The sequence below is a fragment of the Sphingomonas sp. LR59 genome, assembly GCF_036855945.1.
GTDB lineage: Bacteria > Pseudomonadota > Alphaproteobacteria > Sphingomonadales > Sphingomonadaceae > Sphingomonas.
Genome location: NZ_JASPFL010000001.1, coordinates 163,942 through 177,651, shown reverse-complemented (window position 1 = coordinate 177,651; position 13,710 = coordinate 163,942). Strand labels below are relative to the sequence as shown.

Here is a 13,710-nt window from a genome sequence, read left to right as displayed (position 1 = left end):
CAGACTGTGCTCCCGCCTTCGCGGGAGAACAACGAAGGGGTGACATGGCCAGCCCACACAATCCAGCGCCCCACCCAAACCGTCACTCCAGCGAAAGCTGGGGTATCCCCGTTGTCGGGTAGCCGTTGCGTTTGCTCACCGGGATACCCCAGCTTTCGCTGGGGTGACGGACGGACGGACGGATGGTCGGACGGACGAACGGACGGATGGTCGGACGTACGGGCGTATGGTTGGTTAGCGCGGGGCGCTGTCCAACCACGCAATCCCCTCCCGCCTGCGGGAGGGGGCAGGGAGGGCGCGACGTACGTACTGGCGTCCGGCTTTTGAGGCACGCCCCTCCCCAACCCCTCCCGCAGGCGGGAGGGGAGCAGGTCAGCCCAGGCGGCCGAGGGCCGCTTGGAGGCGAGCGGCTTCGGCGGCCTTGTCGGCGTGGTCGGCCTTGGCCTTTTCCACCGCTTCCGGCTTGGCGCGTTCGACGAAGCTGGCATTGCCCAAGCGGCCGGACAGCGCGTCGCGCTCCTTCTCCGCCGCCGCGATCGCCTTGGTCAGGCGGGCACGTTCGGAGTCTAGGTCGATGACGCCTTCGAGGGGCAGGACAAAGGTTGCTTCGTCGACCACGACCTGCGCCGCGCCGCCGGTGGCTTCACCGTCTGCATGCGTCACGCGGGCGAGACGCGCGAGCGCCGGCGCCTGGCGTTCGAGCCGCGCAAGCGTCGCCGCATTCGCATCGCGGACATGAAGCGGCAGGCGCGCGCCCGGCGGCACGTTCAACTCATTCCGCGCGGTACGGATTTCCTGCACCAGGCGGATTAGCCAATCGACCTCCTTGCTCGCTTCGGGATCGAGCGAGCGCGCATCCGCCATCGGCCACTGCGCGACGATCAGGTCGTGGTCGCGCGGGTGGGCGGGATCAGCCATGGCGTGCCAGAGTTCTTCGGTGATGAACGGCATGAACGGGTGGAGCAGCACCAGGATCTGGTCGAGCACCCAGCCCGCAACCAGCTTCGATTCGGCATCGATGACGCCGCGCTCGTCGCCGACCATCTGCGGCTTGATCAGTTCGAGATACCAGTCGCAGAAGCGGCTCCATGCGAACTGGTAGATCGCGTTGGCGGCGCCGTCGAAGCGGTAATCGGCGAGCGCGAGGTCGACCGTCTGGACCGTCGCGATCGTCTCGGCGATGATCCACTTGTTGACGGCCAGTTCCGCGCGCGGTGCCTCAAGGGTGGTGCTGGCGACGATGCCGTTGGCTTGTGCGAACCGGGCTGCGTTCCACAGCTTGGTGGCGAAGTTGCGATAGCCCTCGACGCGCTTCTCATCCATCTTGATGTCGCGGCCCTGGCTCTCCATCGCCGCCACGAAGAAGCGCAGCGCGTCGGCGCCGTAGGTGTCGATCAGCCCGAGCGGGTTGACGACGTTGCCCTTCGACTTCGACATCTTCGCGCCATCCGCCGCGCGGACGAGACCGTGGAGGTAGAGCGTGCGGAACGGCACGTCCTTCATGAAGTGCAGCCCCTGCATCATCATCCGCGCGTTCCAGAAGAACAGGATGTCGAAGCCGGAAATGAGCACGTCGTTGGGGTAGCGCCCGCCGAGCGTGTGATCGGATTCTTCCGGCCAGCCCATCGTTGCGAACGGCCACAAGGCGCTAGAGAACCACGTGTCCAGCACGTCGGGATCGCGGAATAATGATATTGTTCCAGGCGGCAATTGCCCACTGGCTTGATAGAGAGGGGTAACCAGCATCTCTGCAAAATCAGAAACAACGCGAACGTCTGACCGCCCTGTTTCACGATAGTATTCTACGGCCTGAGCAATCGCCATTTCCTCTGTCTCAGCGACAAAGAATTCCCAATCTCCGGTAGCTGAGTACGACACGTTGTTATCAGCAGTTTTCTTCGGCCCGAACCACGCCGGGATCTGGTGCCCCCACCACAGCTGGCGCGACACGCACCAGGGCTGGATGTTGTCCATCCAGTTGAAGAACGTCTTCTCCCAGGTCTTCGGGACGATATCGATCGCGCCGACGCGCACCGCCTCGATCGCCGGCTGCGCGAGCGTCTTCGCGTCGACATACCATTGGTCGGTCAGCCACGGCTCGATCACCACGCCCGAGCGGTCACCATACGGCGTCTGGATCGTGCGCGGCTCGGCGTCGTGCTCTTCGCCGTCCTTGTCGACATGCGCGATCAGGAAACCTTCAGCCTTCAGCCGCGCGACGACGGCCTTGCGTGCCTCCGCCGTCGTCAGACCGAGCAGCTCTTCGGGGATCAGCCCGTCGGACACCTGGACAACGCGTGCTTTCGCATCGAGCATGTTGAGCATCGACCCGGCGGCCATCCCTGCCCGCTTGCCGACTTCGAAGTCGTTGAAGTCGTGTCCCGGCGTGATCTTGACCGCGCCCGAGCCGAGTTCCGGATCGGCATGATCGTCGGCGATGATCGGGATCAGGCGTCCGGTGATCGGCAGCTTCACTTGCTTGCCGATCAGCGCGGTGTAGCGTTCGTCCGCGCCGTTCACCGCCACGGCCATGTCGGCCAGCATCGTCTCGGGCCGCGTGGTCGCGACCTCGATGAAGCCCGAACCGTCTTCTAGCGGATAGCGGAGATGCCAGAAGCTGCCCTTGATCTCGCGCGTCTCGACCTCGAGGTCGCTGATCGCGGTGCCGAGACCAGGATCCCAGTTCACCAGACGCTTGTCACGGTACAGCAGGCCCTGCTTGTGGAGGTCGACGAACACCTTCAGGACGGCCTTCGAAAAGCCCTCGTCCATCGTGAAGCGCTCGTTCGCCCAGTCCATCGAGCAGCCGAGCCGGCGGAGCTGTTGCGTGATCTCGCCGCCGCTCTCTTCCTTCCACGCCCAGACCTTCGCGACGAATTCCTCGCGCGTCATGTCGGTGCGCTTCTGCGGCGGGGTCAGCGCGCCCATCTGGCGCTCGACCACCATCTGCGTCGCGATTCCCGCGTGATCGGTGCCGACCACCCACAAGGCATCCTTGCCCTTCAGGCGCGCGTGGCGCGTGAGGATGTCCTGCAGCGTGTTGTCGAGCGCGTGGCCGATGTGCAGCGAGCCCGTGACGTTGGGCGGCGGGTTGACGATCGTCCACGGCTCGGCGTTCGGACGGTCGGGGCGGAACTGGCCGCTCGCCTCCCAATGCGCATACCAGCGCGATTCGATGGAGGCCGGGTCGAAGGTTTTGGGAAGCTCGCTCATGCCAATGGCCTTAGCGAGCGTGTCGGGGCTAGGCCAGCCTCAGGTACGCGCGCCCGGCTTGTCGAGCACCTGACGGAGCCGCTCGTTCAACTCATTACGCCGGTACGGCTTGCGAATCAGCTCGAACGACCGGCTACCCTCGTCGATCGCCTCGTCCGCGAACCCGGTGGTCAGCAGCACCGCGGTATGCGGATAATCGCGCCGCACCGACTGCGCGAGCGCAACGCCGTTCATCCCGCCGGGCATCAGGATATCGGTGAACAGCAGCTTGAAGTCCGAATCGTTCGCCAGCGTGTCGAGCGCACCGCGTGCGCTGTTCACCAGTACGACCTCGTAGCCGAGATCCTCGAGAATGGTGCGGCCAAGCTCGCCGACCTCGATCTGGTCCTCGACCATCAGCACGCCCTCGGCGCCACCGGTGCGCGGTGCGACCGGGCCTGCGGGCTTGCGCTCGACCGCACCACTAGCGCGCGGGAAATACAGCGAGAATTCCGCACCGCCGCCCGCCCCGTTGCGCACCGTGGCGAGGCCGCCCGACTGGCGCATGAAGCCGTACACCATGGCGAGGCCGAGCCCGGCGCCCTTGCCCATTTCCTTGGTGGTGTAGAATGGTTCGAACAGCTTGTCGGCGATCGTCAGGTCGACACCCGGGCCGTCGTCGCAGATGCTGACCACGACATATTCGCCGGGTTCGAGCTTGGCGACGCTCGCATCCTCGGGCAGCACCGCGTTGCGCGTAGCGATCGTGACCGTCCCCGCGCCGCCGGTCGCATCGCGCGCGTTGGCGGTGATGTTGAGCAGCGCCATCTCGGCCTGGACCGGATCAACGCGGCAATTCCACAGATCGTTGGCAAGGTCGCGCCTGAGCGTGATGCCGCTGCCGATGCTGCGCTCCAGGATCGTGCGGAAATCGCCGATCAACTGATTGAGGTTCATCAGCCGATCACGCAATTCCTGTTTGCGTGCAAACGCGAGCAGCTGCTGCGTCAAAGTCGCCGCACGGGTCGCCGAGGTCGAGATCGCATCGACCGCGCGGCGTGCCGACCGGTCGTCGGGATCGATCCGCGCGTCGAGAATGTCGGCATAGCCCTGGATGACCTGCAACAGATTGTTGAAGTCGTGCGCGATGCCGCCGGTGAGCTTGCCGACCGCCTCCATCCGCTGCGCCTCGTGCAGCGCCTCCTCCGCCTCGCGACGGCGCGATATGTCGAGCTGGCTGGCGAAGAAGTATTTAAGGTTGCCGTCCTCGCCGAACACCGGCGAGACGAACAGTGCGTTCCAGAAAGTCGAGCCGTTCTTGCGGTAGTTGAGGATCTCGACCGCAACCTCTTCGCGCTTGGCGATGGCGGCGCGCACTTCGGCGACGGCGGCGCGATCGGTTTCGGGGCCCTGCAGGAAGCGGCAGTTGCGGCCGAGGATCTCATCCTGCGAATAGCCGCTCATGAACGAGAACGCCTCGTTGCAAAAGATGATTGGATTGTCGTCGCGGTGCGGATCGGTGACCACCATTGGCATCCGCGTCGTCTTCACCGCGGCGAAGAAGATATCACTGCCGGCCTCAGCGGGCGAGAAATCGTTCCGTCCGCCGTGCGATGCGGGGCGGTCGGGCTTCTCAGCGGGCACGATGATCTCGGTTTCGGACATGCGTGCCAAACCCGGCATCGGGCGGCGTTGTTCCGTAGCGTTTGCATCGCCGACAGGGAGACGTTCGATCCTTCCCCGCCAGGGGGCGGTGGCTGACCCTTGCCAGACGGAGGGAGGGAAACCGCTGCTCCGTGTCCTCCCCTCTGTCACCTTCGGTGCCACCTCCCCCTGGCGGGGGGATCGTATAGGGCCGCCGGAGTAGCGGAAACGGCCGGCTGTCAGGGCTGCTGGTTCATGATCTTGGCGATTTCGCGCGCGACCATGTCCTCGACCATGTGTGGCAGATTCGCGTCGATCCATTCGCGCAACATCGGCCGGAGCATCTCGCGAACCAATCCCTCGAGCGTGCCGTCGCTGTTCGATTCGGGCTTGATCATCATCCGCGTCAACGCCTCGAGCGGCGCGCGCGTTGCAGCGGCGGTCTCGCGCGAAACAATCGACTCGGATGGTGCCTCTGCGGCGGGCTGCTGCACCTGAGGTTGCGGCTTGGCCGCTGACACGCGCGGCTCGGGCGCGGCGTCGACCGAGGTCAGCACGGGGGATTTCGGCGTGCGGGGGTACGGTCGACCATCGGCATCGGATCGCTCAGTTCGAGAACTTCGTCATCGTCCATCTCGTCGTCGAGATAGGCGGCTTCACGATAGGTGGGCGTGTGACCGGCGACATCGCGATCGGCGGGATACTGATCGACCGGTGCCGTCATCGTCCGCGCCGGACGGCGCGATCGGCCGGGCGTGTCGCCCTCTTCGGCGATGATGCGTTTGATCGACGAGAGGATTTCCTCCATCGACGGCTCGCCGTTCACGTCCCCCATCCGGACCATCCCAAACCCCGTAGCCGCGCGCACCCCTATTGGCGGCTCGGCGCGTCCTTACCTGTCGTCAAGGCGGGGTTCCTGTCAACTGGCGTATCGAGCAAAGGATCGCGCTGCGGCTGGACATGCGCATCCTGTGCGGGCGATTGCGCGGTGCGCGTGCCGACCGGCACCGGCTCGCCATCGCCGCCAAAGTCCCAGATCTTGTGATGCACACGCTGATAATTGGCGACCGGATCGTACAGCACGCCGCCATCGAGCCCGAGATCGCGCGCTTCCGCCTGCCCCATCGCGGCGAGCAGCGCAAAGCCGGCGACATACGCATCGCGCCGTGCGGTGACGAGCGTCACCTGGCTGTTGAGCAGTTCCTGCTCGGCGTTGAGGATGTCGAGGATGGTTCGCGTGCCGACGCCGTTCTCCGCGCGCACGCCTTCGAGGCTGAGCTTGTTTGCGTTGACCGCGGTCTCGGAGGACTGGATGACCTGTTCCGAGGAGCGCCAGACGGCGAAGGCAGACCGGGCCTGCGAGATCACATTGCGCTCGGTCGCGGTGACGTTCTCGGTCGCGCGGCTCTGGAACGCCTCGGCCTGACGGACCTGCGCGGCGGGGCGACCGCCTTGGAACAGCGGAAGGGTCAGCGACAGTCCGGCCTGGACCGTCTTGTTCACGTTGGGGAACGTGATGACACTGCCGTCGGCATTCGACGCCGAGCCGAGATAGTTGGTATAGGTGGCACCGCCGACCGCACTGATCTGTGGCAGACGGGTCGCCCGGGCGACACCGACATCATAGCGCGTCGCGTCACGTTCTTTCGCCGCTGCGATCAGGACCGGATTATTCTCGATCGCGACGGTTACGGCGGATGCAGGGCTGTCGGGCAGATGCGGCAAGGTCGGTGGCGTTTCGAGCATCCCGGCGGGCGTGCCGACGTACCGGATGTAATTCTCCCGGCTGGAAATCAGCTGCGCCTCAGCCGACTGGAGCTGCGCACGGGCGAGGGCGAGGCGGGCTTCGGACTGTGCGACGTCGGTACGGGTCAGGTCGCCGACCTGGAATCGATCGCGGCTGGCTTGCAGGTTGACGTCGAGGACGCGGACGTTCTGCGTGTTGAGACCGACGATCGCCTCGTCGCGGATCACGTCCATGTACGCGGCGACGACGTTGGTGAAGAGATCCGCCTCGGTGCCGCGCAGCGTCGCGCGGCCGGCCTCGACGCGGGTCTTGGCGGCCGCAACCGAATTGCGGACCTGCCCGCCCAGGTACAGCGGCACCGATACGTTGGCGCGCGCCGCGGCCTGACGCGGCAAGGCGGTGAAGCTGTTCGCCGCGGTTACGACAAACTCGGTGTAGTCGCCGGTCGCGTTGACCGAGGGGAGCCCCGTCGCCCGCGCAATCGGCACGTTCTCGTCGGTCGCGCGCAACGTGGCGCGCTGTCCGGTCAGGATCGGATTGGTGGTATACGCCTTGGCCAGCGCCTCGCGCAGCGTCTCCGCACCCGCTGGTGCAGCGATGTAGAGCAGCGCAACACTCGCAAGCAAGCGGCGGAAACGAGCGGTGCGCGGCATCATAGGGCTCAGAACCTGAAGGGTTTGGGGATGTCGAAACCGGGCAGCGCGACGCATTCGACGTCGACGAAGGCCGCCAGCGCGAACCCGCCATCGGTCTTGCGTCCCGACGCGAGCCGCGTGACGCCGCGTTCGGCGAGCCCCGATGCGACGCGACCACCCGAGCGGACCTGCGCGACGAGCTCGTCGGGCATCGCCTCGATCGCGCCATCGACGATCAGCACGTCATAAGGTGCGCCGGCGGCGTGGCCGTCCTGCATCGGTGCCTCGACAAGCTCGACATTGTCGACCCCGGCGAGCGCCGAGCGCGCCATCGCCAGCAATGCCGGGTCGCTCTCGACCGCGACCACTGATCCGACGATCTCGCTGAGCACCGCAGCGGTGTAGCCGGTCGCGGCACCGATCAGCAGCACGCGATCAGTCGCGGTCAGATAGGCCTCGGTCAGCAGCCGGCCGGTCGCCATCGGCAGATTGGCGTACCGCCCGCCACCGAGCGCGATCGCGGTGTCGCGGTAGGCGATCGAGCGGACGCCCTCGGGCAGGAACTGCTCGCGCGGCACGCGTGCCATCGCCGCGACCACCCGCTGGTCGTTCACCGCGTTGGTGCGCAGCTGGCTGGCGACCATCGCATGCCGCATGGTGTCGTAGGCCGAAGCGGCAGTTGCGGTATCGAGGCTCATCGTCGTCATAACCCATCCTGTCGCACAACTGTTTTAGTTGCGCAATACACTAGTTGTCGCGCCGATATGTATCGCGCGCCGACGATTGCGCCAAGTCGCAGTTGCGCGCAGCGGGTCGGAGATCGAACGATTTTGCGGTGTAGACGCCCCGCCCGCCCGTGTGACACCGAAGATGTCGCGGGCGGGACGTCGAGGGCGCATGCGGAAGACCACGGCACTACCTCTGCGACGATTCCTAGCAGCGAATGCCGCCGCCGTCGCCCAAAATGGGACGAGGGACGTTTTCGGACCGGCGTAATGCGGTTCGTGGGGTCCTGTCATGGCGGGCCTTGCGACTGGCCCTTGCGTCCTGCGCGCCGCGTCGAATTAGGATAATTCGTGTCCAGCTACACGTCGTGGTTGACCGCGCTAACAAAACGACGCATTTGCGCCGTCCGCATCGAGGCCCGATGGCGGAGTGGTGACGTAGAGGACTGCAAATCCTCGCACCCGGGTTCGATTCCCGGTCGGGCCTCCAGCGGTTTTCCGTTTCACAACATCGACAGATAGAGCACCCCGCAGCGGCATGCGCGGGGAACGGTGCCAGCGAACTCGCTGCGTCGAGCGGCGGCTGCGCGACCGGAACGGCTCACTCGAGAAAAGGGAATTGCTCGCGCGAGCCGTGGCTCAACGCCCGCGCGGTCTTGGGACGCACGCTGACCCATTTGACTGCGGCACGCATCGCAGGAGATCAACACTCCATTGTCGAACGCCAAGTACGCGGAGGCCCGCAGTCGGGGTTATCGCCGTTCGGTGCGGCGTTCGGTCAGATCAGTGCATCGAGCAACCCGATCAGCGGGCGATCGGCGGGCGGCATCGGCAACGCGTGCATCGCGCTCGGCCGCACCCAGCGCAAGGCCGTCGCCTCCAGCGCGCGTGGCACGCCCGTCCATTTCCGCGTGATGTAAAGCAGCAGCACGAGGTGGCGATCACCCAGCGGCGCGCTTGCAAACGCTGCGGGGGCAAGACACGCATGCGGCACCGCGATGCCGAGTTCCTCCTCGAGCTCCCTGATCAACGCCGCCTCGGGGGTCTCACCGGGCTCGACCTTGCCTCCGGGAAATTCCCAGAGCCCGGCAAGCGACTTGCCTGGGGGCGTTGCTGCAACAGCACGCGTCCCTCGAGATCAACCATCGCCGCTGCCACGACCGGTAAAAGGGATGGCGCGGTTGGAATGGCGCGATCGTTGGTCATTCCTTAATTTTCCTCGATTACACTGATCGTTATGAAGTCTGACAAGTCCATGCTGACGATCGCGGGTCGAACGTTGCGACGCGTCCTGCGCAATAGCCGCGGCGCGACCGCGATCGAATATGGGTTGATTCTGGCCTTCGTCGTCATCGCTCTCATTGTCGGCCTGACCAACCTTGCCGATTCGACCATCGGAATGTGGGGCAAGGTCGATACGAAGGTCGCCAACGCCCGCTGATCGCCCGCATTGGGCCTCGTGAATTACCCGACGAAATGCTCCGACCTTAAGTCTTTCTCAACTCACAACTTCTATCTGTCCTCGTGCTGATCCGGCCTGTCCGGTCCAGCCGGGTGACACTGAAGCAATCCAACCATGGAGACCGGAATGAAGACGATCCGCAAGTTTTTCAAGAATTCCAAGGGCGCAACCGCAATCGAGTACGGCCTCATCGCCGCTCTGATCGCCGTCGCTGCCATCGCTGCAATGCAGGGCCTGGGCAACAGCCTGAACAAGACGTTCAACAACGTCGCGACGGCCATGAAGGCCACCTAATCGACTGAAACTCGGTCGCGTACGTTCTCAAGCACACGGCCAGATAAGGGCAACGAAACCTCGGTTCCGTTGCCCTTTTTTCATATTGCATTCGAATCGCGGCAGATAATCCGGCAAAGCTCCTTAGAGTCGGCCCATCTTCAGGAATTTGGCCTGGCGATCTTTCCGCAGATCGGCAGGCGCGAGCGATGCAAGGTCGGCGAGCGCGGATGACAGCGCGTTGCCGAGCGACTCGATCGCCGTCGCGCGGTCGCGGTGTGCGCCACCCAGCGGTTCACTCACGATGTCGTCTATGACGCCGAACGCCTTCAGGTCCTGCGCGGTGATCCGCATCGCTTCGGCCGCCTCGGGGGCCTTGTCCGCGGTGCGCCACAGGATCGACGCACAGCCTTCGGGGCTGATCACCGAATAGATCGCGTGTTCGAACATCAGCACGCGGTTGCCCGCCGCCAGCGCGACTGCGCCACCCGAGCCGCCCTCGCCGACGATCGCGGAGACGATCGGGACGCCGGCGTTGAGGCACGCCTCGGTCGAGCGCGCGATTGCTTCGGCCTGGCCGCGCTCTTCGGCCTGGATGCCAGGGAACGCGCCCGAGGTATCGACCAAGGTGACGATCGGCAGGCCGAATCGGTTGGCGAGCTCGACCAGGCGGATCGCCTTCCGGTAACCCTCCGGCTTGCCCATGCCGAAATTGTGACGGAGACGGCTCGCGGTGTCGTCGCCCTTCTCGTGGCCGAGCACCATAATCTTCCGCCCGCGGAAGGTCGCGAAGCCACCGATGATCGCCTGGTCGTCGCCGAACGCGCGGTCGCCCGCGAGCGGCACGAACTCGTCGAACAGCGCGGCGACGTAATCCTTGAAGTGCGGGCGCTCCGGATGGCGCGCGACCTGAGTCTTCTGCCACGGGGTCAGCCGCGCGAAGGTGTCCTTCAGCAGCTTGTCGGACTTCGCCTGCAAGCGGGCGATGTCGGCGGCAAGGTCGACGCTGCCTTCGGCGGCGGTGTCGCGGAGTTCGTCGATCCGGCCCTGGAGTTCGGCGATCGGTTTCTCGAAGTCGAGGAAGCTTGGCATCAGCGGCGGTTACGGCGCGGGATCGCTCGCGTCAACGCGGCGGCATATCCGCCAGCGGGTGACGCGTGTTGACCAGTTCGACGAGACGGCTCGAATCGACGTGCGTGTAGATCTCGGTGGTGGCGATATCGGCGTGGCCGAGCATCGATTGCAGCGCGCGCAGATCCGCCCCGCCGGCGAGCAGATGCGTCGCGAACGCGTGGCGAAGGACGTGCGGGCTGACACGATCGGGCGGAATGCCGGCCTCCGCCGCGAGCGCCTTGACGAGTTGGTACAGGCGGATACGCGACAGGTGGCCCTTCCCCGAGGGGAACAGCCACAGGCGATCCGCCGCGATATGGGTGCGCCAGATCGCCACCGCCGCTCGCGCGCGGTCGGAGATCGGGACGAGCCGCTCGCGCCCGCCCTTGCCGCGCAGGATCAGGAACGGGCGATCCGGATGCACGGCGTTGCGTGGCAGGCTGACGAGCTCGGTCGCGCGCAGGCCCGAGCCGTAGAGGAGTTCAAACAAGGCTGAGAGCCGCAGGTCATTGGGATCCAGCGGATCGCGTGCGGCGCGTTCGGCAATCGCGGCGAACAATCGGTCGATATCGGCATGGGTCAGCACTTTGGGCAAGGTGCGCGCGGTGCCGGGTCGAGGAGTGCCTTGCCGGGATCGTCCGCGCGGTGGCCTTCGTCGGCGAGGAACGCAAAGAAGCGGCGGAGCGAGGCGGACTTTCGTCCGACGGTCGAGCGGGACAGCGCCGACCAGCCACCGGCGAGCGTCGCAAGCGCTTCCGCATCCGCTTCGACCAGCCTGCCGTCGAGCACCTGCGAAGCGAGCGTCAGGTCGCTGCGATATGCGGCGACGGTGTTGGGCGCCGCCCCCGCTTCCGCCGCCATCATCTCCAGGAACCGGTCGATCAGCGCGCGGTCGGTGGCGTGGGTCACGCCCGTGCGATGGCCTCGGCGGCGATCATCCGCGCCTCGCCATCGAGCCCGACTGCGCGCAATGCGCCGATGATCCGGTAGAGTGCCTCGGGCGGGATGCCCTTCCAGTCGGGCGACTGCATACCGATCGCAGCGAGAACGACGACCGTCCCAGCCTGCCCGTCGCGCGCTGCCCGATCGAGCGCACGCGTCCAGGCATTGTCCGCGCCGATCCGAACGCCGAGCGATTGCGCAGCACGTTCGATGTCGCCCGAGTTGAGCCGTCCGAGGCCCGCCAGCCCCGCGAACAACATCCGCTGCTTCAACGCCGAATCGCCTTCGCCGCCCGAATAGGAGGCGAGGTCGGCATAGCTGAGACGACGATACGCGTCGGGATCGCTGAGCATGATCATCGCCCAGGCATCCCCACCGGCTGGCACGGTCCCGAGCCAGCGCGCGGCGGTGCGATCGAGCCCGGCGGACAGCATCGACGCGATCAGATGATCGGCCTCGGCCTTCGCCAGCGCCAGGTTCATCCGCGCCGCCGCCCGCGCGGTCAGGACGAGGCGCGCATAGGACGGTCGGGTATCCGCCCCGCCCCACAATTGGCGCAGCGCATTCAGCCGCGCATCGGGACTGCGATCGGCATAGGCGGTCTGGAGATCGTTGGCGGTCGCAGTCGCCGTGCTTTGCGAGTCGTCGTCGGTTGCGGCGGCCGAATAGAGATCGACCAGCGCGGCGCTGGAGAGCACGCCCTGCCCCGCCGCGGACTCCGCCGGCGCCAGTCGCGCACCGAGCGGAACCGAGGGCGACAATGCCTGCCAGTATTTCACCTGCGGACCAGCGCTAGCATACAGGTCGTCGGGCACCGCGACGCCGGTCGCCATCGCCAGCCCGAACCGCCACGCGGTCAACTGATCGACGCCATCCCATTCGATCGTCACGGCCTGACGCCCTTGCGCGCCGGCACCGACGACCTTTTGCGCGAGCAGCATGTCGACGCCGCTCGCGACATTGCGACGCTTGGCGGTCGCGATCAGTGGGGTCGCCTGCGCCGGATTGCCCGAAAGCCCCGCGCACATCGCCTGCGCCATCGTCCAGCCGCGCGCCGCCGCATAGCGCATCGCGCCGGGTACCAGCGGGCACAGCCCCGCCGGATCGCCGGTCGCCAGCGATCCGTTCATCGCGACGTCGTATAGCTTCGGCGTGTAGTTGTTTGTATCGACACTCTGCGTGACGGCGCGCGCGGCGACCGATTCGCCCATCCGCAACAACAGCCACGCGCGCTCGGCCGCAAAGTCCGCGCCGTTGGTACGGCTCGGCGTATCGACGTGCGACACCAGCGCCCGCCGCAGCAGGATCGACATCCAGCGCGACGGCAACGGCGCATTCAGTCGGCGCATGAGCGTCTCGACATACTGGCCATCGACAGCGCCAAACGCATCGGTATCGAGCCCGCCTTCGCTCGCCATAACCGGACCGACCGTCGCGAGCGAGCGACGCGCGGACTCGGGCATCTCGTACTGCGCTAGCACGGCAGGATCGACTGGCGCAGGCGCCGCGACAGGCGGCACCAGGGGTGCGTCGCCCGGCGTCGTCGGCGGCAAAGGCTGGATCATCGCGCCCGGCTGTGCAGGGGCGGCGCTCGGCGGCGGGGTGGTCGGCTGCGATGGCCCCGTCGGGCGCGTTGGTTGCGTCCCGGCCGGAGCGGTCGGGCGCGGCGCAGGCGCGGGCGTCGGCTCGCCAAACCCCGGCGGCAGGATCGATTCAGGCCGGTCCTGCCCGATTGCGGGAGCAAGCGCGACCAAGGCCCCGACGGCAACCGCCGCCGCAAGCGTTGCCTTAAGAGAGGTTCGCAAGCGTCACGGCCTTTTCGATGCGGCTCTGCGGACGCTCGGTCGCGCGCCCTGCCAGCAGGAACAGGCCGCCGACCACCACGACAAGAACGACGACGACCGAGACGATGAAACGGGACATGGCGGCGTAACCTTGTAGTGGACGGGGAAGCGGACAAAACAGGCGCCAAGAGCT

General features: G+C 66.3%; 11 protein-coding genes, 1 tRNA gene and 2 pseudogenes. 3 read left to right on the top strand and 11 right to left on the bottom strand.

All coding sequences use genetic code 11. The features are described 5' to 3' along the window. Nucleotides 1–372: 372 nt before the first annotated feature. The 6 genes from QP164_RS00820 to QP164_RS00795 all read right to left on the bottom strand — a co-directional run bounded on the left by QP164_RS00820 (nucleotide 373) and on the right by QP164_RS00795 (nucleotide 7,925). A complete protein-coding gene (locus QP164_RS00820) occupies nucleotides 373–3,213 on the bottom strand; it encodes a valine--tRNA ligase (protein ID WP_333921820.1) in 2,841 nt (946 codons plus the stop codon). 39 nt (nucleotides 3,214–3,252) lie between these two features. Next, nucleotides 3,253–4,875 (bottom strand): histidine kinase famiy protein, encoded by a 1,623-nt coding sequence (locus QP164_RS00815; protein WP_333921819.1) that lies wholly within the window; start codon nucleotides 4,873–4,875, stop codon nucleotides 3,253–3,255. A 200-nt stretch (nucleotides 4,876–5,075) separates the two neighbouring features. Beyond that, nucleotides 5,076–5,393 carry a DUF2497 domain-containing protein gene (locus tag QP164_RS00810; protein WP_333921818.1) on the bottom strand — a complete coding sequence of 106 codons (318 nt, stop codon included), beginning with the start codon at nucleotides 5,391–5,393 and terminating at the stop codon, nucleotides 5,076–5,078. Next, nucleotides 5,387–5,680, bottom strand: a complete 294-nt coding sequence (locus tag QP164_RS00805) for a hypothetical protein (RefSeq protein WP_333921817.1) — start codon at nucleotides 5,678–5,680, stop codon at nucleotides 5,387–5,389. Before QP164_RS00805 ends, QP164_RS00810 begins: the two co-directional genes overlap by 7 nt. 26 nt (nucleotides 5,681–5,706) lie before the next feature. Next, nucleotides 5,707–7,236 (bottom strand): TolC family outer membrane protein, encoded by a 1,530-nt coding sequence (locus QP164_RS00800; protein ID WP_333921816.1) that lies wholly within the window; start codon nucleotides 7,234–7,236, stop codon nucleotides 5,707–5,709. 8 nt (nucleotides 7,237–7,244) lie between these two features. Beyond that, nucleotides 7,245–7,925 carry a protein-L-isoaspartate O-methyltransferase family protein gene (locus QP164_RS00795; protein WP_333921815.1) on the bottom strand — a complete coding sequence of 227 codons (681 nt, stop codon included), beginning with the start codon at nucleotides 7,923–7,925 and terminating at the stop codon, nucleotides 7,245–7,247. A gap of 434 nt (nucleotides 7,926–8,359) precedes the next feature. On the opposite strand from QP164_RS00795, the gene QP164_RS00790 reads away from it, so the two are divergent. Further along, nucleotides 8,360–8,433 (top strand) — tRNA-Cys (locus QP164_RS00790). A gap of 288 nt (nucleotides 8,434–8,721) precedes the next feature. Here QP164_RS00790 and QP164_RS00785 read toward each other — a convergent pair. After that, nucleotides 8,722–9,149: pseudogene (locus tag QP164_RS00785) on the bottom strand ((deoxy)nucleoside triphosphate pyrophosphohydrolase). Nucleotides 9,150–9,198: 49 nt separating this feature from the next. Here QP164_RS00785 and QP164_RS00780 point away from each other — a divergent pair. Together QP164_RS00780 and QP164_RS00775 are read left to right on the top strand one after the other, a co-directional pair. Then, nucleotides 9,199–9,384, top strand: coding sequence for a Flp family type IVb pilin (locus QP164_RS00780; protein WP_132897782.1), 186 nt, complete (start codon nucleotides 9,199–9,201; stop codon nucleotides 9,382–9,384). 147 nt (nucleotides 9,385–9,531) lie between these two features. Continuing rightward, a complete protein-coding gene (locus QP164_RS00775; protein WP_333921814.1) occupies nucleotides 9,532–9,699 on the top strand; it encodes a Flp family type IVb pilin in 168 nt (55 codons plus the stop codon). A gap of 123 nt (nucleotides 9,700–9,822) precedes the next feature. Here QP164_RS00775 and QP164_RS00770 read toward each other — a convergent pair whose 3' ends face one another. The 4 genes and pseudogenes from QP164_RS00770 to QP164_RS00755 all read right to left on the bottom strand — a co-directional run bounded on the left by QP164_RS00770 (nucleotide 9,823) and on the right by QP164_RS00755 (nucleotide 13,656). After that, nucleotides 9,823–10,770 (bottom strand): acetyl-CoA carboxylase carboxyltransferase subunit alpha, encoded by a 948-nt coding sequence (locus QP164_RS00770; protein ID WP_333921813.1) that lies wholly within the window; start codon nucleotides 10,768–10,770, stop codon nucleotides 9,823–9,825. A 31-nt stretch (nucleotides 10,771–10,801) separates the two neighbouring features. Further along, nucleotides 10,802–11,655 (bottom strand): annotated as a pseudogene (locus QP164_RS00765) (tyrosine-type recombinase/integrase). A gap of 41 nt (nucleotides 11,656–11,696) precedes the next feature. After that, the gene (locus tag QP164_RS00760) at nucleotides 11,697–13,538 is read right to left on the bottom strand and encodes a hypothetical protein (RefSeq protein ID WP_333921812.1); all 1,842 of its coding nucleotides are present in this window, start codon (nucleotides 13,536–13,538) and stop codon (nucleotides 11,697–11,699) included. Next, nucleotides 13,522–13,656, bottom strand: a complete 135-nt coding sequence (locus QP164_RS00755; protein ID WP_333921811.1) for a hypothetical protein — start codon at nucleotides 13,654–13,656, stop codon at nucleotides 13,522–13,524. Before QP164_RS00755 ends, QP164_RS00760 begins: the two co-directional genes overlap by 17 nt. Nucleotides 13,657–13,710: the final 54 nt, after the last annotated feature.